At 54.0% G+C, this 25,331-nt stretch carries 5 protein-coding genes; all 5 read left to right on the forward strand.

Translation table 11 applies throughout. The features are described 5' to 3' along the window. The first annotated feature begins 10 nt into the window (after positions 1-10). The 5 genes from AC58P5_RS17840 (at position 11) to AC58P5_RS17860 (ending at position 25,261) form a co-directional block, all read left to right on the forward strand. Positions 11-7,969, forward strand: a complete 7,959-nt coding sequence (locus AC58P5_RS17840) for an amino acid adenylation domain-containing protein (protein WP_497388791.1) — start codon at positions 11-13, stop codon at positions 7,967-7,969. A gap of 95 nt (positions 7,970-8,064) precedes the next feature. Continuing rightward, positions 8,065-14,631: an amino acid adenylation domain-containing protein gene (locus AC58P5_RS17845; protein WP_497388793.1), complete on the forward strand. Its 6,567-nt coding sequence runs from the start codon at positions 8,065-8,067 to the stop codon at positions 14,629-14,631. A gap of 41 nt (positions 14,632-14,672) precedes the next feature. Then, complete coding sequence (locus tag AC58P5_RS17850; protein ID WP_497388795.1) at positions 14,673-22,784, forward strand: amino acid adenylation domain-containing protein; 8,112 nt, start codon at positions 14,673-14,675, stop codon at positions 22,782-22,784. A 14-nt stretch (positions 22,785-22,798) separates the two neighbouring features. Beyond that, positions 22,799-24,082: an MFS transporter gene (locus AC58P5_RS17855; protein WP_497388797.1), complete on the forward strand. Its 1,284-nt coding sequence runs from the start codon at positions 22,799-22,801 to the stop codon at positions 24,080-24,082. Between the two features lie 186 nt (positions 24,083-24,268). Further along, complete coding sequence (locus tag AC58P5_RS17860) at positions 24,269-25,261, forward strand: HD domain-containing protein (RefSeq protein ID WP_497388799.1); 993 nt, start codon at positions 24,269-24,271, stop codon at positions 25,259-25,261. Positions 25,262-25,331: the final 70 nt, after the last annotated feature.

Genomic DNA, 25,331 nt, shown 5'->3' on the forward strand with positions numbered 1-25,331 from the left:
GGAGTTACGGATGAGTAAAGGGCTGGAAATTGAGAAAATGTCCCATTTGACGCCTTTACAGGAAGGCATGCTGTTTCATGCACTGATGAATCCCGATTCGCATGCCTACCTGGAACAGGTGAGGCTGTCCATACGCGGAGATCTGGATGTGCAGGCGCTGGAAAGAAGCTTTTGCCTTCTTGTGAAGCGGCATGAAACACTCCGTTCGAATATGTATCACAAAAATGTCGCGAAACCCCGGCAAATCGTATTCAAAGAACGGGAGGCCTCCGTCATTTTTGCGGATCTGGCCGGGTTACAGGACAGCGAGCGGAATGCCGAACTTGAATCGGTTATCCAAGCCGATAAGAATCGTCCTTTTGACATAAGCAAAGAACTGCTGGTGCGGTTAACCGTACTGCGGACAAGCCAGCTGGAATATACGCTGCTCTTCACGTTTCACCACATTATTATGGACGGCTGGTGCATTGGCATCGTGCTGGAAGAGCTTCTGAGTTACTACGAAGCCGAGAAAAACGGCCGGCAAGCATCCCTTCCGGAAGTCCGGCCCTACAGCCGTTATGTGCAGTGGCTGCAAAAGCAGGATCAGGCGGCTGCGTCGGATTACTGGCGGGATCTGCTGGCCGGTGTGGAGGAACCGTCCGGATTGCCAGGCAATAAAGTGATATCCGGCGGTAAAGGCTATCTGGCGTCGGAGCGGACATTTACGGTCGGGGCGGAGACGGCCCGCCAGCTTCGCGGCATTGCGGAACGCAGCGGTTCGACAATCAGCAGCTTGTTCCTGGCTGCGTGGGCGCTCATCCTCGGACGCTATAACCGGAGCGAGGATGTTGTTTTCGGCACTGTCGTGTCGGGCAGACCGCCGGAGATTGAAGGCATCGAGCGGATGGTAGGCTTATTCATTAATACGGTTCCCGTGCGGATCTCACTGCTGTCGGACAATACGTTTACAGGTTTGTTGAAGGAAGTTCAGCGACAGTCAGTGCAGTCACGCGTGTACGATTATTATTCACTGGCGGAAATCCAGGCTCAGTCGGCATTGAAGCAGGATCTTATCGGGCATATCGTCGTTTTTGAAAATTATCCGCTACAGGAGCTGATCGGTCAGGAGGATTTGGAAAAACGGCTCGGGTTCGCTATTACGGAAGCGGCATTATCCGAGCAGACTCCATACGATTTCAATATCGAAGTAGAGGACGGGGATGTTTTAAACGTTACCCTATCCTATAACGGACACACATACGGCGAAGCGGAAATTCTGAGAATTCAGGGACACTTGGAGACGGTTCTGGACCAGGCCTCCAACCAGCCGGAAAAATTAGTCTCCGAATTCACTCTTTTGCCGGAGACGGAGCACAAAGAGCTTACGAAAGTATGGAGCGGTTCTTCGGCTTCTTATCCGGAAGGCACGTTTCATGAACTTTTCGAGGCACAGGTGTCACAGACTCCGGACAAAACGGCGGTCGTGTATGAAGAGACCTCGCTCACCTACCGGGAGCTGAATGAGCGCGCGAATGTATTGGCGCGTATTCTCAGGAAACAGGGCGTGAAGCCGGACAGTCCGGCCGCCGTTCTGCTTGAGCGTTCGGCCGATATGGTGACGGCAGTTCTGGCCATTCAGAAAGCGGGCGGAGCTTATATTCCGATCGATCCGACTTATCCGGAAGAGCGCATTGCCTACATGCTCCGCGATAGCGGTGCGCGTGTCCTGCTTACCCAGGCAAATCTGACCGGGCTGCTCCAGGGAGCCGACTACCCGGGAAGCGTTCTCGATATGCAGGGTCTTTTGGAAAGCGCGGAAAATCAAGGTTTTATCAAGCCTTTGAAAGCGGGGACGAAAAAAGCCCCGGATTTAGGCGAGGAGCTGGCCTGGCTTTCCGGGTTGAACCCGGAAGAAGCGGCAAGCAACCTTGAGCCGGTCAATAAACCAGATGACCTTGCTTATGTGATCTACACGTCCGGAACGACGGGCAATGCCAAAGGCGTAATGATCGAGCACCGGCATTATGTGAACACTTCGTTCGGATACCGGTACGGGTATCGGTTGCGGGAATTTGATGTAAAACTCCTGCAGATCGCGAGTTTTTCGTTTGACGTATTTGCGGGCGATCTCGCACGGACGTTCGTGAACGGGGGAACGATGGTTATTTGTCCCCAGGAGGTGCGGATTGATCCTTCCGCGCTGGCGAGCTATCTGGAAAAACACCGGATCACGGTGTTCGAATCTACGCCGGCTCTCATTTTGCCGCTTATGGAGCACGTGTACGAGCAGGGGACGGACATCAGCGCGATGAAGCTGCTGATCACGAGCTCGGACAGCTGCAGCGTGCACGATTACCGGACGCTGCTGTCGCGTTTTGCGGGAAGCATGCGGATCATGAACAGCTACGGTGTGACGGAAGCGGCCATCGATTCCAGCTTTTACGAGGAAGCTGCGGACAAGCTGCCGGAATCCGGCAATGTTCCAATCGGCAAGACGCTGGGAAATCAACGCTTCTACATCGTGGATTCCGCGCTGCGGCCGGTTCCCGCCGGGGTGGCGGGCGAGCTCTGCATTGGCGGAGATTCCGTGGCTCGCGGATATCTCAACCGGCCGGAGCTGACGGCCGAGAAGTTTGTTCCCAGCCCGTTTGCGGGAGGCGGACGGTTATACCGGACGGGAGATTTGGCCCGCTGGATGCCGGACGGAAGCGTCGATTTTATCGGCCGGATCGACTACCAGGTCAAGATCCGCGGATACCGCATCGAGCCCGGCGAGATAGAATCGGCGCTGCTTAAGCTGGAAGGAGTCGCGCAGGCCGTTGTCACCGATCGCACGGATTCAAGCGGGCATAAGTATTTGTGCGCTTATGTAGCGGGCGATGCCGACGAGGCTTGGCTGCGGAAGCGGCTCGCCGCCGAGCTGCCGGGCTACATGGTCCCGGCCCACATCGTGCGGCTGGACACTCTTCCGTTGACGCCTAACGGTAAGATTGACCGCAAGGCTCTGCCTGCGCCGAGCGGGGATCCGGCACCGGTGTCGGCTTACGCCGCACCGCGCACTTTAACGGAAGCGCAGCTCGCGGAGCTGTGGCAGGAAGTGCTCGGCGTCAAAACCGTCGGCATCGACGATTCGTTCTTCGAGCTTGGCGGGCATTCGCTCAAGGCGGTCCTGCTCATCGGCCGCATTGCCAAGCAGTTCAGCGTCGAGGTGCCGCTGCGGGAAGTTTTCGCCCATCCGACCGTGCGCGGGCTGGCTCCGCTTATCGCCGGCTCGGAGGAAAGCGCCTATGCGGACATAGAGCCGGTCGGCGAGAAGGATTACCATCCCGTATCGCCGGCTCAGAAAAGACTGCTTATTATCGACCGTCTGGGAGACGCCGAGAGCGCATATAATATGTGCGCCGCGCTGGAAATGACAGGTCCGCTGGACAGAGAGCGGCTGGAAGAGGCGTTCCGGACGATGGTCAGCCGCCACGAGTCTTTGCGCACGTCTTTTGCCGTGATCGACGGGGAACCCGTGCAGCGCATCCATCAATCGCTGGATTTCCGGGTCTCCTACCGCGAGCTGGACTCAGACGGGCAGCATGAAGCACGCGCTGAAGCCGCCACGGCATCGGTAAGCGGGCTCCCGGCAGAGGCCGAGTCCGTTTCAGGCGGCAGCCAAGACGGAGCAAAGCAGCCGGATTTCTTGCTGGAATCTCTTATCCGGCCTTTTATCCGCCCGTTTAATCTGGAAGAAGCGCCTCTTCTCCGTGCGGAGCTGATCAAGCTGGAAGAAGGAAGACATCTGCTTCTGGCCGACCTGCATCACATTATTACCGACGGTATTTCGATCGAAGTGTTTGTCGAGGAGTTCAGCCGCCTTTACGCCGGTGAGACGCTTCCTCCGCTCCGCATTCAGTATAAAGATTTTGCCGCTTGGCAAAATGGGCAAATTGCCGGAGGAGCGGCAGAGAAACAAGCCGGGTATTGGAAGGAACTTTTCGGCGGCGGAGAAGACGTGCCTGTCCTGGATATGCCCGCCGATTATATCCGGCCGGCGATTAAAAGCTTCGAAGGAGACAGCTTAACTTATGAAATCGACAGCGGACTGACCGCTGACCTGCACCGCTTGTGCGCTCAGACGGGGACGACCTTGTACATGGTCCTTCTGGCTGCTTTCACTACACTGCTTCACAGATACACCGGGCAGGAAGACATTGTCGTAGGGTCGCCTGTGGCGGGCCGCCCGCACCCGGATCTGGAGACGATGATGGGAATGTTCGTCAATACGCTGCCGATGCGGAATTTCCCTTCCGCCGATAAGACGTTTACACATTTTTTGAAGGAAGTAAAAGACGGGGCGCTGCATGCCTACGAAAATCAGGATATTCCGTTCGAGGAAGTCGTTGAGCGTCTTCAGCTGCGCCGTGACGTGAGCCGTAACCCGCTGTTCGATGTGATGTTCGTCCTGCAGAACACCGGCATGAACCAGTTCCAGTTCGACGAGATTACGTTCCGGACGGTCGAGTTCGAAATGGGGATCGCAAAATTTGATTTGACGTTAAGCGTCGAAGAATTCCCTGACAGGCTCGGCTTGTCGTTCGAATATGCGGTCAAGCTGTTTAAGCGGGAAACGGTCGAGAAACTGAGCCGTCATTTCCTTAATATTCTTGAAACCGTCGTCCGCGATCCGCATGTGAATCTCGCCGATATCGAGCTGCTGACGGAAACGGAAAAACACCGGATTATCGGGGAGTTTAACGCTACGCAGGCACCGTTCCCTGAGGACAAAACGATCCACGGGTGGATCGAGGAACAGGCCGCGGAGGATCCGGACAGGATTGCCGTTGTTTTCGGCGGGAACCGGCTCACCTACGGGGAGCTGGATAAGCGTGCGAACCGGCTTGCCCGTACTCTGAGAGCCAAAGGCGCACGGCCGGACGGGGTTATCGCCATTTTGACCGAAAGATCGGCTGAAATGATGATCGGTCTGCTTGCCATTCTAAAAGCCGGCAGCGCGTACTTGCCCGTAGATCCCGCGCATCCCCGTGACCGGGTCGGCTTTATGCTGGACGACAGCGGAGCGCGTATCGTGCTTACCGTATCGAAGTGGGCCGAGCAGCTGCCTGGCGGATACGAGTGCGTTCTGCTGGATGAGGAAAAGTCTTATCACGAAGATTTCAGCCCGCTGTCTTCTGAAGGAGCGGCAGGACCCGGAAATCTGGCTTATGTCATTTACACCTCGGGTACGACCGGTAATCCGAAAGGCGTCATGATCGAACACCGGGCGCTGGTGAATCGAATTCACTGGATGCAGAAAAAATACCCGATCGGCCGTGACGATGTCATTTTGCAAAAAACGCCTTACAGCTTCGACGTATCCGTATGGGAGCTGTTCTGGTGGGGGACACAGGGCGCGCGTGTCGTATTCCTGGCCCCCGGCGGAGAGAAAGAGCCGCAGCTTATTGTGGATGAAATCAAGCGAAGCCGCGTAACCACCCTGCATTTCGTTCCTTCCATGCTGTCTGTCTTTCTTGATCATATCGAGCAAAACCGGCAGGCGGAGGACCTGGGCTCGCTCCGTTATGTTTTTGCCAGCGGGGAGACGCTTCAGGCCCAGCATGCCAACCGGTTTGACCGGCTTATCGGTACTCCAGGCGGAGCCGTACTGGCCAATCTGTACGGTCCTACCGAAGCGACCATCGATGTGACGTATTTCGACTGCCCGTCAGGGCAGCAGCTGGAGCAGGTGCCAATCGGCAAACCGATTGACAACACGGAGCTGTTCATCGTGGATGCCAAGCATCACATCCAGCCGGTAGGCGTACCGGGGGAACTTTGCATCGCCGGAACGGGCTTGGCCAGAGGCTACCTGAACCGTCCCGAGCTGACGGCGGAAAAGTTCGTGCCGATTCCTCATCGCCCCGAGGCGAAGATGTACAAAACGGGCGATCTGGCCCGCTGGCTGCTGGACGGCAGCGTGGAATATATCGGCCGGATCGATCATCAGGTCAAAATCCGCGGTTACCGGATTGAATTGGGTGAGATCGAAGCGAGGCTTTTGGACCGGGACGAAATTAAAGAAACGATTGTGTTGGACCGGACGGACGCAAACGGACAGAAATATTTGTGCGCATATCTGGTTTCCACGGATGATGCGGAGCTGACGGTTTCCGAGCTTCGCAGCGGGCTCGCCGAAAGACTGCCGGATTATATGATTCCCGCACAGTTCGTGTTTCTGGAAGCGATGCCGCTCACAAGCAACGGCAAAGTCAACCGCAGGGCCCTTCCGGAACCGGACGGCTCGGTAAGGTTGACGGCCGATTACGTCCAGCCGGAAACGGAGATGGAACACACGCTGGCCGAAATATGGCAGGACGTGCTGGGAATCAAGAAGGTGGGAGTACGCGACAACTTCTTCGAACTGGGCGGCGATTCGATCAAAGCCCTGCAGATTGCCGCGCGATTGAACGGTAGAGGGCTCAAGATGGAGCTGCGGGATTTGTTCCGCCATCCGCAAATCGAGCTGGTGATTCCTTATATTCAGGTTGTGCAGAGGACAATTCCTCAGGGGATCGTCCAAGGGCAGACGGAGCTGGCTCCGATTCAGCGGAGATTTTTCGAACGTCACCATACGGACCCTCATCATTACAACCAGGCCGTTATGCTGAAAAGCAAAGAGCGTTTGAAAGAAGATGTGCTCCGCCAAGCTTTGGATAAGCTGACGCTGCATCACGATGCGCTCCGCACCGTGTTCCGTTCGACGGAAGAAGGGAGCGTTGCAACTGAAACACGAAACTGGAAAGAGGGAGAGACATACGAGCTGCTCGCCTACGATCTTACTCTATCGCGGGAACCCGGCCAAGAGATCGGGCCGCTTGCGGATAAGCTGCAAAGCGGATTCGCGCTGGCCCATGGCCCCCTTGTGAAGCTCGCTCTGTTCCGCACGGCCGAAAACGACCATCTGCTGATCGTTATTCATCATCTGGTTGTCGACGGGGTTTCCTGGAGAATTCTGCTGGAAGACCTGGAAACCGCCTACGGACAAGCGTTGGACGGTCGTGCCGTGTCCCTTCCGGCCAAAACCGATTCCTACCGCGAGTGGGCTTCCCGGCTGACGGAATATGCGAACAGCAGCCGCGTTCAAGCTGAACTGAGCCATTGGTCGGCTGTCCGTTCGCAGGTGCCGGATGCTCTACCGTACGATTATGAGGGAGTTTCGGATAAAGTCGAAGACGGCAGGGACATTGAAATCGAGCTCGACCGTGAGAACACGGAGAAGCTGCTTAAACACGCACAGCAAGCCTACAACACCGAAATCAACGATCTGCTCCTTGCGGCGTTAGGACTGTCCTTCCGCGAATGGAGCGGACTATCCCGGATTGCCGTCAGCATTGAGGGTCACGGGCGCGAAGAGATTCTAAAGGATGTGGATGTATCCCGTACCGTCGGCTGGTTTACCGTCATGTATCCGTTTGTGCTTGATATGAGCAGCCCCGATGACCTGGGGCATCAGATCAAGCTGGTGAAGGACGGCCTGCGCCGCGTTCCGAACAAAGGAATCGGCTACGGTATACTACGCTATTTGACAGAAGGAATCAATCCCGAGGAACTTCCTTTCGCTTTTGAAGAACCTCAGATCAGTTTTAATTATCTGGGACAATTCGACGGCGATAATGACGGCGGCGCAAGATTCGGGTCTTCTTCTTTCCCCTCGGGCAATGAAATCAGCGGCGGCAGCGAGAGACCGTTCGCATTTGATCTCAATGGGCAAGTCTCCGACGGAGTCTTCCGCCTAACCTTTAATTATAACCGTCATCAGTACCGGTCCGAAACGGTCGAAAAGCTGGCCGACGGATTCAAGAAATACCTTCTGGAGCTGATTCGCCACTGCTGCGAAAAAGAGACCTCTGAGCAGAGCCCGACCGACTTCACTTATCAGAACCTGTCCATCGGACAGTTCGAGAATATGGCGGCTCAGTTGGCCGGCAAGTTGAAGCTTTAAAAAACCTTTGGTCATTCCCGTTTCACCGCTTAAGGCGGACATACGCTTCCGGGCTGTCCTGCGGGACGGCCGGAAGTTTAAAGGAGAGTGAAATTGTGTCTCAAGTGAAGATTAAGGACATCTATCCGCTGTCCCCCATGCAGGAAGGCATGCTGTATCATTCCATGCTCGATCGGGATTCCGAAGCTTATTTTCAGCAAAATATCATTACCGTCGGTGAAGTATTGGATCGTGAGCTTGTTCAGCAAAGCCTGCAGCTGCTTATAGAGAGATACGATATTTTTCGTACGGTGTTTGTATATAAAGAAACGGAGCGCCCTCTTCAGGTGGTGCTTCAGGAGAGAGAGGCGCCTTCCGTCTATACGGAAGACGTTTCGGGACTGAGCGAGGCCCGCAAAACGGCTGCGCTTGAACAGTTTACCGGAAACGACAGAACGAACGGATTCGATCTGGAAAAGGACGTTCCCCTTCGTCTGGCTTTATTCAAATGGAGCGATACTACCTGCAAACTCGTATGGAGTTTTCCGCATATTGTTATGGACGGCTGGTGCCTCGGCATCGTCGCCAATGACTTTTTCAGCTTGTATACGTCGCTTCGAGACGGAATTCGGGCCAGTCTGGAGCCGGTGTATCCGTTCAGCAGTTTTATCCAGTGGCTGGAAAATCAAAACAGGGAAGAAGCCGCAGCTTATTGGAACAAGTACCTGGACGGACTGGAAAACGAAACGACGGTTCCCGGGTTCAACCGGGCGGAGGGCAAGCCTTTCCGGCTCGAGCATCATTCGCAGAAGCTGGACGCCGTACTTACGCAAAAGATGGAGCAGATCGCAAAGCGGCACCAGGTTACGGTAAGCACCGTCTTTCAGACCGCCTGGGGAGTGATTCTCCAAGCATATAACAACAGCACGGATGTCGTGTTCGGCACCGTCGTCTCGGGCAGACCCGAAGAAATTAAGGGCATCGAGAACATGGTAGGGCTGTTCATCAATACCATTCCTTTCCGCGTCAGCGGGGAGAATAACGAAAGTTTTGCGTCATTGTTGAGCCGTGTGCAGAGCGGCTGGATGGAATCCAACGCGTATTCCTATCTTTCCCTAGCGGATATCCAGGCGCAGTCCCAGTTAAAACACCATCTGATCCGCCACCTCGTTGTGTTCGAAAATTATCCGATTTCCGAAGAACTGATCGGAACCGGTGATGAAACTGAGGGAGGCAGACAGTCAGACGGAGAGCCGGGAAAAAACAGCCTCCGCATTACGGAAGTGGACGGCTTCGAGCAGACGAACTACGAGCTTACGCTGACGGTTATACCGGGACGAGAGCTCGAAATCAAATTCAGCTTCAATGCGGCGAATTATGAACATTCGGGAATCCGCGCGATCGCCGGGCATCTGCATCAGGTGCTGGAGCAGGTTACGGAAACGCCTGAAATGCCGCTGGGCGAAATAGAGCTGCTCACGGATGAAGAACGCAGCCAACTGGTTGCTTTTAACGACACCGGTGCTCCCTATCCCGCCGAAAAAACTATGCACGGCTGGTTTGAACTGCAGGCCGCTATGACACCGGAAAAAATCGCCGTCGTATTCGGCGAGAAGCGTCTTACGTACCGTGAACTGAACGTGCGCGCCAACCGTCTTGCCAGGCAGCTGCGTTTAAAGGGCGTGAAGCCGGACACGGTGGTCGGTATTCTTTGCGAGCGGTCTATCGAGATGATGGTCGGGCTGCTGGCAATTTTAAAAGCGGGCGGCGCCTATCTGCCGATTGATCCCGGGCATCCGCAGGAGAGAATCGATTATATGCTCGCCGACAGTGGGGCTGTTCTTGTGCTCGCGCAGCAGGATTTGTTGGAACGTGCTCCGGCCGGTGCAGAGACTGTCGAGCTCGATGTGGAAAACCTTTTGACGGGTGACGGAAGTAATCTTTCTCGCGGATCGGGACCGGAGCAGCTAGCTTATGTGATTTATACGTCCGGGACGACAGGAAATCCGAAAGGGGTCATGATCGAGCATCGCGCCCTGATCAACCGCCTTCACTGGATGCAGAAACGCTACCCGTTGGACGAAAAAGACGTCATTTTGCAGAAAACGCCTTACAGCTTCGACGTATCCGTCTGGGAGCTGTTCTGGTGGGGAGCGTACGGGGCTAAAGTCGTGTTTCTGGAACCGGGCGCGGAAAAAGATCCGGCGCAGATCGCAAGGGCTATCGACAGGTACAAAGTGACCACAATGCATTTTGTGCCTTCCATGCTATCCGTTTTTCTCGATCATTCGGAGAGTCGGATGGAGCCGGGCGCTCTGGCTAGTTTGCGCTACGTATTCGCCAGCGGAGAAGCGCTCAATCCACAGCAAACCAACCGGTTTAATTCACTGTTTTACAGGACCAACGGCTCTCGGCTTATCAATCTTTACGGACCGACGGAAGCGACCATCGATGTTTCCTATTTTGACTGCTCCTTCGGAGAAAAACCGCTGGATCTCGTGCCGATCGGCAAACCGATCGATAACATCCGGCTCTACATTACGGATAACGCGGGCCGTCTTCAGCCTATCGGAGTTGCGGGCGAGCTCTGTATCGCAGGTACGGGTTTGGCCAGAGGGTATTTGAACCGGCCCAAGCTGACGGCCGAAAAGTTCGCGGCAGCGGATTTCGATCCTTCCGGCCGCATATACAAAACGGGTGATCTGGCCCGCTGGCTGCCGGACGGCAACATCGAGTATATCGGACGGCTGGATCACCAGGTCAAAATCCGGGGCTACCGGATCGAGCTGGGCGAGATCGAAGCGGCTTTGCTCGGGCATCCGATGGTAAAGGAAGCGCTTGTTATGGACCGGACCGACGTGCAGGGACAGAAGGTGCTGTGTGCCTATCTCGTCTGCGGTCCGGACCCTGCTCCTGAAACGGGGCTTCTGCGGGAGACTCTTGCCGCTAAGCTTCCGGGGTATATGATTCCTTCTTATTTCGTATTCCTACCGGAAATGCCGCTCACATCCAATGGCAAAGTGAACCGCAAAGCACTCCCTGCGCCGGACACGGCCTGGGATGAAAGCGGGTATATTCCGCCCGAAGGCGAGACGGAAGAAGTGCTTGCCGCCATCTGGCAGGAAGTGCTTGGGGTGGAACACCTCGGCGCGGGCGATTCGTTTTTTGACCGGGGCGGGCACTCCCTGAAAGCGGCGCTGCTGGTTTCCAAAATACATCAGCGGTTGCAGATCGATTTACCGCTGCGTCAAGTGTTCGAGTCCCCGACGATCCGTTCGATGGCTGAGGCGATCCGCAAAGAAGCTTACTCGGCTCACCAAGCTATCGAACATGCCGAACCACGAGACGTTTATCCTGTCACTTCGGCTCAGAAGAGATTAATGGTGCTGGATCAGCTCGAACAAGAGAGCACGGCATACCATATTCCGCATGTGCTGATCAGCCGGGTTCCATTGGACCGCAGACGCCTCCAAGCCGTTTTTGAAAAGTTGATCGCCCGCCATGAGCCTCTCCGTACTTCCTTTGAGCGGATTGAAACCGATGTCGTTCAGAGAATTCATCCGGAGGTGGCTTTTGAAGTAGAAGAACTCATTTTGTCGGGAACGGACGGACAATTCTTAACGGAACTTGGCGGAAGCGCTGAAATGAAGGAGAAGAGCGGGGTTGAGGAGATTCCGGCGATTTCAGGGCTATCGGAGATTTTGAAAGCCGCTGAAGAGATCACGCTTGAAAGGACGGATGGTGCTGGAGTAAGCGATCATTCGAATGAGCCGGCTACGGTACAGGCTCTCCTTACACCGGCCGAGAAAGAGGCTCTTGATCGGGTTATCGAAGGATTTATCCGTCCCTTTAACCTTGCGGAGGCTCCGCTCATCCGGGTTGGGGCAGCGGATCTGGGCTGCGGGGGAACGGCGCTTCTTATCGATATGCACCATATGGTAGCCGACGGTGTTTCCATGGCGGTCATTGCGAATGAATTTAACCGGCTGTATGCCGGAGAAGAGCTGGCCCCTCTCAAAATCCAATACAAGGATTACGCGGTCTGGCAGCAAAAACGAAGCGCCAGTGGCGCTTTGGACGTCCAGGAAGCTTATTGGGCGGAGAAGCTGAGCGGCGAGCTGCCGGTTCTGAATTTCCCGACCGACTTTACGCGTCCCCCGCTCCAGAGATTCGAGGGAGACCGATATGTCTTCGCACTCGGATCAAGTGAAGCAGAGGCGCTCAAGCAAACGGCATCCCGCGCCGGCGCGACGTTATATATGGTTCTGCTCGCTTCATTCAACACGCTGCTGCATCGTTATACGGGACAAGAAGACATTATTGTCGGAACACCCGTCGCCGGCAGGATGCATGCGGATTTGCAGCCGCTTATCGGGATGTTCGTCAATACGCTGCCGATGAGAAGCTTTCCGGCCGGGGATAAAACTTTCCGTCAGCTGCTTGAAGAGGTCAAGCAAACCGCGCTTGGAGGATTCCAAAACCAGGAGATACCCCTGGAGATAATTCTGGACAAGCTGTCTCTCAAGCGGGATTTAAGCCGCAATCCATTGTTTGACACGATGCTTATTTTTCAAAACCTCGGTATCGAAGAGATCGGCCAACAGGGGGAACTGTTCCAGTCTTATGAGTTCGGACATGCCGTATCGAAGCTGGATCTCACTCTCCAAGCGGAAGAAAACGAGACCGGCGGCATAGAATTCCAAATCGAATTTGCAACTGGCTTGTTCAGAAAAGAAACGGTTCAGCGGCTTGCCGGTCATTATCTTCGCATATTGGAGGCGGCCGTTCGCAATCCGGACGTTAAACTGTCGGCGATTGAAATGCTGGAAGAGCAAGAACATCGCATGCTTGTAGAGTCTTTTAACGACACGGCCGTGGCATTCGCCCATGACAAAACGATCCACCGCCAGTTTGAAGAGCAGGCAGCCTTGACTCCGGACGTCCCTGCTCTGTTGTTCGGCGAACAGGTCTTTACTTATCGGGAGCTGAACGAAAAAGCGAACTCGCTGGCCCGTACGCTGCAAAGTCACGGAGTCGGACCCGACCGTCTCGTCGGGCTGCTGACGGAGCGCTCTCCGTCAATGATTATCGGCCTTCTGGCCATTCTGAAAGCGGGCGGTGCCTATGTGCCGATCGACCCGGATTACCCGGCGGCACGTGTTGCCTACATGCTGGAAGACAGTGAAGCCCGTGTTCTTCTGACCGACGGAAAACTGGCGGAAGGTCTGCAGGCTGTAGATACCGTTATCCCCCTTGACGAGGAAGGAATTTACGGCGGCGAGACCGGCAATCTGGAGCCTGCCAGCGAACCCCATCATCTTGCTTACGTAATCTACACGTCAGGCTCGACGGGTAATCCGAAAGGGGTCATGCTCCAGCACCGCTCCGTATCGAACTTCTTTATCGGGATGCGGGAAAAAGTCGAATTTGTCCCCGGCCGGAAAATATTGGCTTTAACTACCGTATCTTTCGATATCTTCGTGCTGGAGACACTGCTTCCGCTTACCTGCGGGATGAGCATCGTCCTTGCGGAAACGCTGCACCAGACGGAGCCGGGAGCACTTAGCGGTCTGATTTCCGGACAGGGGATTGATACGCTGCAGATTACGCCTTCGCGTCTTCAAATGCTGCTCGGCAGTCCGGAAGGTGCTCAAAGTTTGCTGAACGTTCGCAATATTCTTGTCGGCGGTGAGGCTATGCCGTACGCGCTTCTGCGCTCGCTGCAGGAGTTTCCGGAATTGAACATTTTCAACATGTACGGACCGACGGAAACGACGGTTTGGTCTGCCGTGCAGAACCTGACGAACGCCGGTTCCATCGATATCGGCAGGCCAATCGCCAACACGCAGATTTACATTGTCGACGCCGGAGGCAAGCTGCAGCCGGCCGGAGTGCCGGGCGAGCTCTGCATTGCAGGCGAAGGGCTTGCGCGCGGGTACTGGAAGAGACCGGATCTTACGGCGGAGAAATTCGTTCCTTGCCCGTTCGGCAAAGGCGAAGGGCGTATGTACAAGACTGGCGACCTTGCCCGATGGCTTCCGGACGGCAGCCTCGAGTTCCTCGGACGTTTAGACCACCAGGTCAAGGTCAGAGGGTATCGTATTGAGCTGGGCGAGATCGAGAGTGCTCTCGTCCGCCATGAAGCCGTGGAAGAAGCTGTCGTCCTTGCCAAAGAGGATTCTTCCGGCGGACACACATTAACGGGATATCTCGTGGTGAAAACGGAGATTCCGGCAGCGGAAATTCGTACCTTCCTTGGGCAAAGCCTACCGGATTACATGATTCCGGCCGCCTTCGCCCAGCTTGAAAAGTTTCCTTTGACGCCGAACGGAAAAACGGATCGCAAAGCACTGCTCGGCATGGATGCCGTGCAGACTTCCGCAGCCGTTTACGAAGCTCCGAGAGATGAGATCGAACAGCAACTGGTCGCCATGTGGGCGGGCATTCTGGGTGCTTCCAGAGTGGGAGTACACGATAATTTCTTCGAGCTCGGCGGACATTCACTCAAAGCGTCACTGTTCGTGGCCCAGGTCCGTGAACAATGGGGAATCGAGCTGGAACTTCGTCAGCTGTTCCGGCAGCCGACTATCGCGGAAATTGCGGAGCATCTTCGGCAGGAACTTGACGAAATGCGCAGGCTGGAGGAAATTTTGCGGGAAATCGAAGCGCTGGAGCAGGTATAAACGGTGCAGACGGTACAGACCAGGAGAGGGGAGTGCGCCAAGTGGATTTATCGAAGCGAATAGCCAGTCTTTCGCCTGAAAAACGTAAACTTCTGGAAGCGAGACTCGCTCAGGAAGGGTTGTCCGCGTCCCGCCCGGCAGGGGGCGGCGCAGGATCGCCAGCCGGGCTGCGGCCCCTGGAGAAGATGGACGCTTATCCGGTATCGGCCAGCCAGAAAAGATTGCTCCTGATTCAGGAGATCGGAGATACGGCAGCCGCCTACAACATGCCTTTCGTCCTGCTTGCGACAGGGCCGGTACAAGTCGGAAAGATTGAAGGAGCTTTTAGTGCCTTGATTGCTAGGCACGAAACGCTGCGCACCTCTTTCCGGAAAAGGGACGGAGAGTACGAACAGATCATCCATGAACCGGACGAGATCGCGTTTAAGCTGGACTACTCGGAAGAAACGGTTTCAAGCATGGAGGAAGAGAGAAGCGTCATCGAAAGATGCGTTTCCTCTTTTGTCCGACCGTTTGATGTAAGCCGGGCACCGCTGTTCAGAGCCGCCTTGATTCGGTTGACGCCGGAGCGGCATCTGTTGATGACGGATATGCATCACGCTGTCTCGGACGGCCTGTCGCTGCAAATTTTGGCGGAGGAATTCAATCGGATATATCGTGGAGAAAACCTACCTGAACTGCCTGTGCATTATAAAGAATACGCGTATTGGCAGCAGGAGCGAATGCGCGACGGTGTGTTCCTCAAACTGGAAAAATACTGGCTGGACGTGTTTGAGGCAGAAATTCCCGTTCTGAACATGCCCGCCGATTACCCAAGACCTCAGCTGCAAAGCTTCGAAGGCGGACGCTGCGAGTTCGTAACCGACCGGGGGCTTGGGGATAAACTCCGTCGTCTGGCCTCGGAGACCGGTTCCACGCTGTACATGGTGCTGCTTGCGGCTTATTATGTTTTGCTTCATAAATATACCGATCAGGAAGACATCGTCATCGGAACCCCCGTCGGGGGGCGGACTCATACGCAGCTTCAGCCGCTTATCGGGATGTTTGTGAATACGTTGGCCATCCGTCAGGCACCCGCTGGATCCAAAACATTCCTCTCTTTCTTGAACGAAGTCAAGGAAGGGACTCTGGGAGCATTTGACCACGAGGAGTATCCGCTGGAAAGCCTGCTTGAAAAGCTCGGCCTACGCAGGGATGTCAGCCGCAATCCGCTTTTTGATACGGTTTTTTCCTTGCAGAATAAAGGCTCCCAGTCGATGGAGATGGACGGATTGTTCCTGGAGCCTTATGAAGCGCAGTCGGGCGTTTCCAAATTCGATCTTTCGCTTTTGGCGGAGGAGGGCGAAGAGCTGACTTTTACGTTCGAGTATGCGACCAAACTATATGCAAAACAGACTGTCGAGCGGTTAACCGGCCATTATTTGCAGATTCTCCGGGAAATTGCAGAGAACCGAAGTTTAAAGCTCTCGCAAATCGGCATGCTGTCCGCAGAGGAAAGGCTGCTGCTTCTAGAGGAACTGAACGAGACGGGCGCACCGTACGCCCGAACCGCAACAATTCACGGCTTATTCGAAGAGCAGGCGGAAAAACATCCCGGCCGTATCGCCGTTTCGTTTGAAGACCGTCGGTATACCTACAGCGAGCTGAATGCACGTTCCAACCGGCTGGCGGCCTCGTTGCAGGAATTAGGAGTCGGTCCGGATACCGTTGTAGCCATTATGCCCGAACGCTCTCCCGAAATGGTGATCGGAATTCTCGCAATTTTGAAAGCGGGAGGCGCCTATCTCCCGGTAGATCCCGAGTATCCGCAGGAGAGAATTTCATACATGCTCGAGGATAGCGGAACACGGATTTTGCTTACGCACCGACATCTTTTGGGCGGCACGGAATTTACCGGACACACGGTTTTTATGGAGGATGAACAGTGGTATACAGGGATTGAAAGCAACCCGCGCGTACCTGTCACATCGGATCATATTGCTTATGTGATTTACACGTCCGGAACTACGGGCAAGCCTAAAGGCGTCATGATCGAGCACAGAGGTATGGCAAACATGAAGCTTTTCTACGAGCATACGCTGGGATTGGGAACCGAGGACCGGATTGTGCAGTTTGCCAGTTTTTCGTTCGACGCTTCCGTTTGGGAAATGTATATGGCGCTCTTTATGGGCGGGGGACTGTACCTGGCCCCGAAAGAAAAGCTGGTTCAATTGGATTCCTTTGAAGCGTTTGTCCGGGATAACGGAATAACGCTTGCCATGCTTCCGCCCACTTTCGCCGTTTATCTGGATCCCGAACGTTTGCCGTCGCTGAGGATATTGATTACAGGCGGTTCCGAGTCTTCACCGGAACTTGTCCGCAGATGGAGTCCGCACGTGGATTACTTTAATGCTTACGGTCCGACGGAAGCAACGATTTGCGCGACTGTATGGGAAGCGAAGCGGGGAACTTCCGTGCAAAATCACCGGATGATTCCGATCGGAAAGCCGCTTCACAATACGCAGGTATATCTTGTAAACGCCGACCTGCAGCTCGTACCTCGGGGAACGGCCGGGGAGCTTTGCATCGGCGGGGAAGCTTTGTCGCGCGGCTATTTGCATCGCGAAGCTCTCACCGGTGAAAAATTCGTTCCGAATCCTTTTGCACCCGGCCGGAAAATGTACCGCACGGGCGATCTCGCCAGATGGCTGCCTGACGGTAATCTGGAATATTTGGGCCGTATCGATCACCAGGTCAAAATCCGGGGCTACCGGATCGAGCTCGGTGAGATCGAAACGCGTCTACTGCAGCACGACCGGGTTCGGGAGACGATTGTTCTCGTTCACGAAATCTCGTCGGAAAAAACACTGTGCGCGTATTACACCTCCGAAGGGGAACCTCCGGCTGCCTTAGAGCTTCGCGAGCATATGGCGTCGGGTTTGCCGTCTTACATGGTGCCGGCTCATTTTGTCCCATTGAAGGAATTTCCGTTGACGCCTAACGGCAAGATCGACAGAAAAGCGCTCCAAGCGCCCGATCCGTCCAATGGAGCTTCCGATGAGTATACGGCACCGGGAACGGAGACAGAAGTTCGTCTGGCTTCGCTGTGGCAGGAAGTGCTTGGCGCGGAGCGTGTAAGTCTCCATGATAATTTTTTCGAACGGGGCGGGCATTCTCTGAAAGCGGCGCTTCTTCTTACCAGAATCTCGAAGGAATTCGGTGTTGAGCTCCCTCTCCGAAAAGTATTCGAGGCTCAGACACTGCAAGCACAGGCGGCTGCAATCGCCGGAAGCGCAAGAACGGAGGCAGCGTATGCACCGATTCCGAAGGCCCTCGAAAAACCGTGGTATCCGGTATCTCCGGCCCAGCGCAGACTGCTGGTTGTACAGGAAATCTCGGGAGCGGCAACGGCGTATAACGTTCCTCTGATTCTCGAAGTGGAAGGGGGACTTAATCCGGAGAAGGTTAACGAGACCTTCCGTAAACTGATCGCAAGGCACGAAGCGCTGCGGACTTCCTTCACCCGTATTCAGGAGGAATATGTGCAGGTCATTCACGATCCGGCACAGATCTCTTTTCAAGTTGAGGTTGCGGAGCTTGCTGAATTGTCCGTGGATTGGAAGGACGAACAAAGAGAAGCGTATGTGCAGACGATTGCAGACAACTTTATCCGTCCGTTCGACTTGGGAACAGCCCCTCTTATGCGTGCGAGTCTCGTAAAGACGGGAGTAGAGCGTCATCTGCTGCTGATCGATATGCATCATCTTATTACCGACGGCACTTCTCTTGAACGGATGACGGATGAGTTTACCCGTCTCTATAGGGGAGAGGAACTTGGAGAGCTTTCTGTCCAGTACAAAGATTACACGATGTGGCAGGATCAGCTATCGGCGGACGGTACCGTTGCCCGCCAGGAAAAGTTTTGGCTGGACACGTTCAGTGGCGAGATTCCCGTGTTGAACTTGCCGGCGGATTACGCGCGTCCCCAACTACAGAGCTTTAAAGGGGCCGTCTATGGTTTTGAGACGGACCACGAGCTGACACGGCAGCTGCAGCAGACTGCGTCCCGGCAGGGCGCGACGATTTTTATGATCCTGTTTGCCGCTTATAACGCGCTGCTTGCCCATTACTCCGGACAAGATGATCTGATTGTCGGGACTCCGGTAGCGGGAAGGCCCCATGCGGATTTGGAGGACGTTCTGGGAATGTTCGTAAACACCCTTCCTCTGCGTAATTATCCGTCAGGTTCAAAAACGTTCGCGGCTTTTCTCGATGAAGTGAAGCAGAACGCCCTGCAGGCGTTTGAAAACCAGCTGGTACCGCTCGAAGATCTGATTTTGAAGCTTCAACTCCGACGGGATGTGAGCCGCAACCCGCTGTTCGATACCGTTTTTGTTCTGCAAAATACGGAATCCCGCGAGCTGGGAGCGGATGGCGTCGATTTTGCGCCGGTTGAGCATCACAGCGGAATTTCCAAGTTCGATCTGACTCTTACCGCCCAGGAAACGGAAAGCTCGGAAAGCTCGGAAGGTCCGCTTCTTTCTTTCAGCATTGAATATGCGACAAAGCTGTACAAAGAAGACACTATCCGCAAATTTGCCGATCATTATGTGCAACTATTGAAACAAATTTCCATAAGCCCGGACATGAAACTGTCGGATATCGATTTATTAACCGTTCGCGAACGGGACCTGATTCTGAAACAATTCAACGCAACGAAGACAGAGTATCCGAGGGACGCAGCCGTACATGAATTGTTTGAAGAACAGGTAGTGCTGAGGCCCGACGAAGCGGCTGTTCTTTTTGAAGATAGGGAGATCACCTACGCCGAGCTTAATCGGAAAGCCAATCGGCTTGCCTGGAGGCTGCGGGAAAGTGGTGTAGGCCGGGATACGTTAGTCGGGATTATGGCCGAACGGTCACCCGAAATGATCATTGGAATCCTTGCCATACTCAAAGCGGGAGGAGCTTTCCTGCCCATCGATCCTTCGTACCCGGAAGACCGTATCGCGTACATGCTGGAGGATAGCTCGGCAACTGTAATGCTTGCGGGAGACCCGGATTCGGCACAGAGTATGCTGGACGGCTTCAAAGGGACCGTGTTGGGCTTGACGGACCTTTCCGTGTATACCGGCAGCGAAAGCAATTTACCGGGCACAGGGGACGCGGAATCTCTCGCTTATGTCATGTACACATCCGGTTCCACCGGGCGCCCTAAAGGGGTAATGATCGAGCATCGAAGCGTTGTCCGTCTTGTCAAAAACACCAATTTTGTCACGTTCGGACCGTCGGACCGCATTCTGCTTACCGGCGCGCTTGTGTTCGATGCCTGCACGTTTGAAATCTGGGGCGCTTTGCTTAACGGACTACAGCTGTGCATTGTGCCAGAAGCTGTTTTCCTTCACGCCGGCAAGCTGGAAGAAGCATTGCAAACGTACGGAATTACCACGATGTGGCTGACATCGCCGCTTTTCAACCAGCTAGCGTTAACCAATCCGGCCTTGTTTGCTCCGCTTCGTTACCTGCTTGTAGGCGGGGATGTGCTGTCGCCGACCATGATCGCTTCCGTAAGAAGCGCTTGTCCTCAGCTTACGGTTATCAACGGCTACGGCCCGACCGAAAATACGACGTTCTCCTGCTGCTTCCCTATCGATCGGGAATATGCAAATATTCCGATCGGCCGGCCGATCGCGAATTCTACCGCTTATGTGGTGGATACTTCGGGTAGGCTGCTGCCTGTCGGTCTTCAGGGAGAAATCTGCGTCGGCGGTGACGGCCTTGCCAGGGGCTATTTGAACCGTGAAGATCTGAGCCGGGAAAAATTCGTGCCGAACCCGTTCCGTCCCGGTGAAAAAATGTACCGGACCGGCGATTTGGGACGGTGGCTGCCGGACGGCAGCATCGAATATTTGGGGCGGATGGACCAGCAGGTCAAAATCCGGGGCTACCGGATCGAACCGGGAGAAATCGAGACCCGGCTGCTTGGGCACGAATCGGTCCACGAGGCATATGTCGCCGTTAAAGAAACCGGTGAGGGTCAGAAGTTCCTTTGCGCGTATATCGGAACAAGCGAATACCTCACGCCGGCCGAGGTGAAGGCGTACTTGAGTGGACGCATTCCCGATTACATGATCCCTGCCCGTTACGTTTTTCTGGCGGCTCTGCCGCTCACGAAAAACGGCAAGATCGACCGCCGCGCACTTCCGGAACCGGAGCAGGATGGCCTCTCCTCATCGCCGTATGCCCCGCCGAGAAGCACCAACGAAAAAATTCTGGCAGGTGTATGGGAAAGCGTGCTCAGTGTGGACAGGGTCGGTCTCGACGATAATTTCTTCGAACTCGGCGGCCACTCTCTCAAAGCTATTCAGCTTATATCCAAAGCGCAGGAGCTGGGGCTGGAATTAGGGATGCACCAGCTGTTCCAGGTGCAGACCATTCGTGGCCTGTCGGAACTTCTCCCCGCCCTTAAGGAGGCTGGAAAAGTGGGCTCAGAGTCCCCTGACAGACGCTCTGTTCAATCTAGGGGAAATGTCGGTGTGAAGACTTTCGAGGAGGCGGATCGGCTGCTGAGCCTCACGTTCGGTTCCGGATTCAGGTTAAGGGCAGATATGCGCGAGGACAAAAAGGTGGTGTTTCTACACCTCAACCCAGATCACGAGAAGCGGCTGCCGGATATTACGGAACTTATCCGCCGCAACTTCCATGCGGACCTTCATCCTCATTTCATCGTACCGCAGGTTGCTTCTGAAGACGGGGATAAGGGGGCCGTTGCCGAGAAGGGACAGGCAGGAAAAGAGCTGTCATCTGGAGCGCTTACTCTCACGGAAGCGGACCAGCAGGATAAGCTGATACAAGTTCTGAAAGAAGTCTTATCCGCTAATGAAGCTTGGGGAACCGCCCTGGCGCAGATGACGGCTGCCGAGCGGTACTCGTTGGCGCCGATCCAAGAGTATCACCTGGCTTACCCCGAAGCATCGGGCACGCTCCTTTCTTTCGACGAAATGCTCGATACCGAAAGGTTAAATGCAGCCTTGCAGCGGGTGATCGGCAAGCATGATCTGCTGAGAAGCCAGCTCGTCCAGACTGGAGAACAGTGGGAGTGGGTACTGAAAGAAAAGGCACCGGGATTTGTTCTTCCAGTTATTGATCTATCGGCATACACGCCTTCCGTGCAGCAGCGAATCATGTCAGGGCTGTTGAAGGAGCTTTATTTCCGCCCTTATGAGCTGGGAGTCAGCGCCCTATACCGGTTTGCCCTGGTTTCGCTCAACTTGCGGGAGCATTACCTGCTGCTTCCGTGCTCGCACATCATCTTTGACGGCATGAGCAGTGAAATTCTGAGAACAGACGTGCTTGCGTTTTACAACGCGGATGATGAACAGGTCTCAGACCCCGATCAAAACAAGACTGAGCACTCATACCGCAGCTATGTTCGCCAAGTCCTGCAGGGTCCAGTTGAAATCGGCGATTCCGAGATTAACGAACATTTCCGACTGGAATCGTTTTACAAGCAAACATTGTTGATCGGAGAAGCCTTGCAGGGGAAAAATCGCTCCAAAGCCACAAAGTGGCGGCACGAGATAGACCTCGGAGGACAGGCTGCCGGAACAGAACACTCCGAGCGCATGTGGCAGACGGCTCTTAATCTTGCGGAACGGTTTTTCTCACGATATTTCGGCTTGGAAGCAGTGCCGGTCTGGCTTACGAATTATGGAAGGAATTATGCGGGGTGCCATTATTACGATACGATCGGCGAATGCATCGATCAAATTCCGTTCCTGCTTAGCGGAACTTCCGATGAAGAAGAGAAAGTGTCTGTACAAAATCTTCTCCAAAAGGCTTCGACGCATAATCTGAACTTTTTTAACCTGATCTATAACCGGCAAACGTCAGAAGATTATCCGCTGTCCGGCTATTATTTACAGAACAGTCTTCACAAACTTCCGATCGTCGTGAATTATCTCGGCGAAACCCGCCAGGACGGGGAACTTCTCCAAGAACTGGACGATCCGGACATTTATTCGACGGAAGTTCGGCCTGTCATTTATTTCACCGTACAACATACAGGCAACCTTCTGCACATTTCTCTCCTGCTGCCTTATGAGGAAGACGAAGAAACGATCCGCCGCATATTCGAGCCCGCGATTCCAACCTTCCAGACCATCAAGCAGTAAGGAGTTGAAATGAGATGTCCATGTTTAAAAACAGTTTGTTTGTCCGCTTTTATTTATCCAGAACCTCCGCCAACATCGCGGATAGCATCTATTCGATCGTTCTGCTGTACTTCGTCCAGAAATCGACGGCTTCCGTTTCGTTTACGAGCTTTACGTTTACCGCTATTTCGGCGGCTTCCATTTTCAGCTTTCTGCTGGGGCCGCTGGTTGACCGGTATTCTCCGTCGCTGCTAGCCAGCATTTCCTTATTCGTTCAGGCCGTGCTGATTCTGGCGGTACCGTTTCTAATTACTGACGGGGGCGCCAATTTGCTTGCGATACTAGTCCTCGTGTTTATTGCATCCTGTTTCTCAATGCTGTTCTATCCGGCCAACAATAAAATGCTTCCGCAATTGATCCAATCACCGGACAGAATCGTCAAAGCCAATGCCATGATCTCGTCTACAGACCAGCTCATTAATGTGGCGGGATACTTGGTCGGAGCCTCTATTATTTTACTGCTGGGCATGAAAAACACGTTTTATCTGGCCAGTGGAATGCTCTTCCTGTCCGGACTCATCTATGTGCAGCTTAAGAAGCAGATGGAGCCGAAGAAAGCCGCAGGAGGCGCGCCGAAGGGTCCGCTGAAGATCAGAGAGTATACGAGCGAGCTTGTGGAAGGTTACCGGTTTGTCGCGAGCAGCCCGTTTCTTAGAATCATGCTGCCGTTTTTTGCACTGACTAACTTTTCGATGTCTATTCTCATCATTACCGTCCCGTCCATGTCGGTCTCTTACGGATCGCCGATATATTACAGCCTCCTGTATATCGCCTTTTTCGTCGGCATATTCGTAGGGTCCGCGCTGATTAACGTGCTCAAAAAAAATGGGCTGATGATCGCCGTATCCTGGCTGCTTATGGGGGCTTCACTGTATCTGTTCGCGATCGTTCCCGCGCTGTGGATGAAGCTTTCCGCGATCCTTCTGATGGGCGTGTTTACAGGTATTATTAACGTGCTCCAGACTTCGCTGATCCAGATTATCACTCCTTCTCAGTTGATGGGCCGCGTGATGGCCTTCCTGCATACGCTGTCCAACGCGGCTTTACCGCTGGGAGCGTTTATCGGAGGCATTCTCGCCTTGCGTTTCGAACTGGACAGCGTTTTGTTCATCAGCGCCCTGGTCATTGTCGCATGCGGAGTTTTACTGCTGGCGTTAAAAGCGGTGAGGACATTCCAGATTCCATCAGAAACCGCCGACAAAGAAAAAACGGAAGATAACCTTACCGGTAAGGGCGCGGTCGCTAAAGAATTTCTGTAAACCGAAGCTGCACGGCTTATGCCGGTTTTAAATTGGAAAACGATCTCTTGCTCTTGAAGCGAGAGGTCGCTTTTTTGTGCCCGGTGAAAAAGGCCTAAGAAGACCTAAGTCGGTCTCTTAACAAAGCACCTGACTTATGGTAGGCTCAATTTGTCTATTTGCTAGTGAGTTTAGCGGAGGTGCGAGTTGCGTATATCGGATCCTATTTATGGAGAATTTGTTGTGGACGGACTGCTTGAAGAGCTTATTCTCAGCAGACCCGTACAGCGTTTAAAAGGTATTTATCAAGGAGGGGCGAGCTACCTTGTGAACGAAAAGTGGGATGTTACAAGGTACGAGCATTCGTTAGGAGTCATGCTCTTAATCCGGCGGCTCGGAGGTTCTCTGGAAGAACAGGTTGCGGGGCTGCTTCACGATGTGTCCCATACGGCATTTTCACATGTGATCGATTATGTGCTGGACTGCAAAGAGGAAGACTATCACGAGAAAATATACGGTCAGATCATCGCGGAATCCGAAATCCCTGAGATTATGGAGAAATACGGGTATGCGTACAGGAGCCTGCTGCTGGATGACTCCAAATGGACACTGCTCGAACAATCCGCTCCCGCGTTATGCGCAGACCGAGTCGATTATACGCTGCGGGATCAATATCACCACGGAAAAATTACTCTGGAAGAGATTAGACTATTCTTGAAAAAATTAACTTCATTTGATGGGAAAATGATACTCACCTGTATGGAATCCGCCGAATGGTTCGTTAGAACCTACTATCTTGAAGTGATCGATTTCTTTATGCATCCTTTAAATGCTTACGGCTATTATTTTTTGGCGGAGACGGTAAAAGCAGCTTTGGCTAAAAAAATAATTACGCTCGGCAACTTGCTCCTGACGGACGGGGAGGTCCTGGACTTGCTTCGTGCATCGGATGATCCGGATATTCAGCGGCTTCTGAAACACCTTCATCGCGGCGTCCAGGTAAACGAAAACGAGACTGATTACGATTTTCATCGGACGAATAAAATGCGGTTGATTGACCCCGATGTGATGTTCGGGAATAAACTAAGGAAAGCATCCGAATTATCCGGAAACATTAAAAGGTGGGGAGAGGAAGCAAAGAGGAAGTCCGAAAGCGGAGTGTACGTAAAAATAGTATCCGCTGAATTACCGATCGGGTAATCGGGATATGGAAAAAGGGAGCACAGGTTTTACAGGAAGATAAAAACCTGTGCTTGCATCTAGGCGTCTA

The sequence above is a fragment of the Paenibacillus sp. JT31N7 genome, assembly GCF_059692095.1.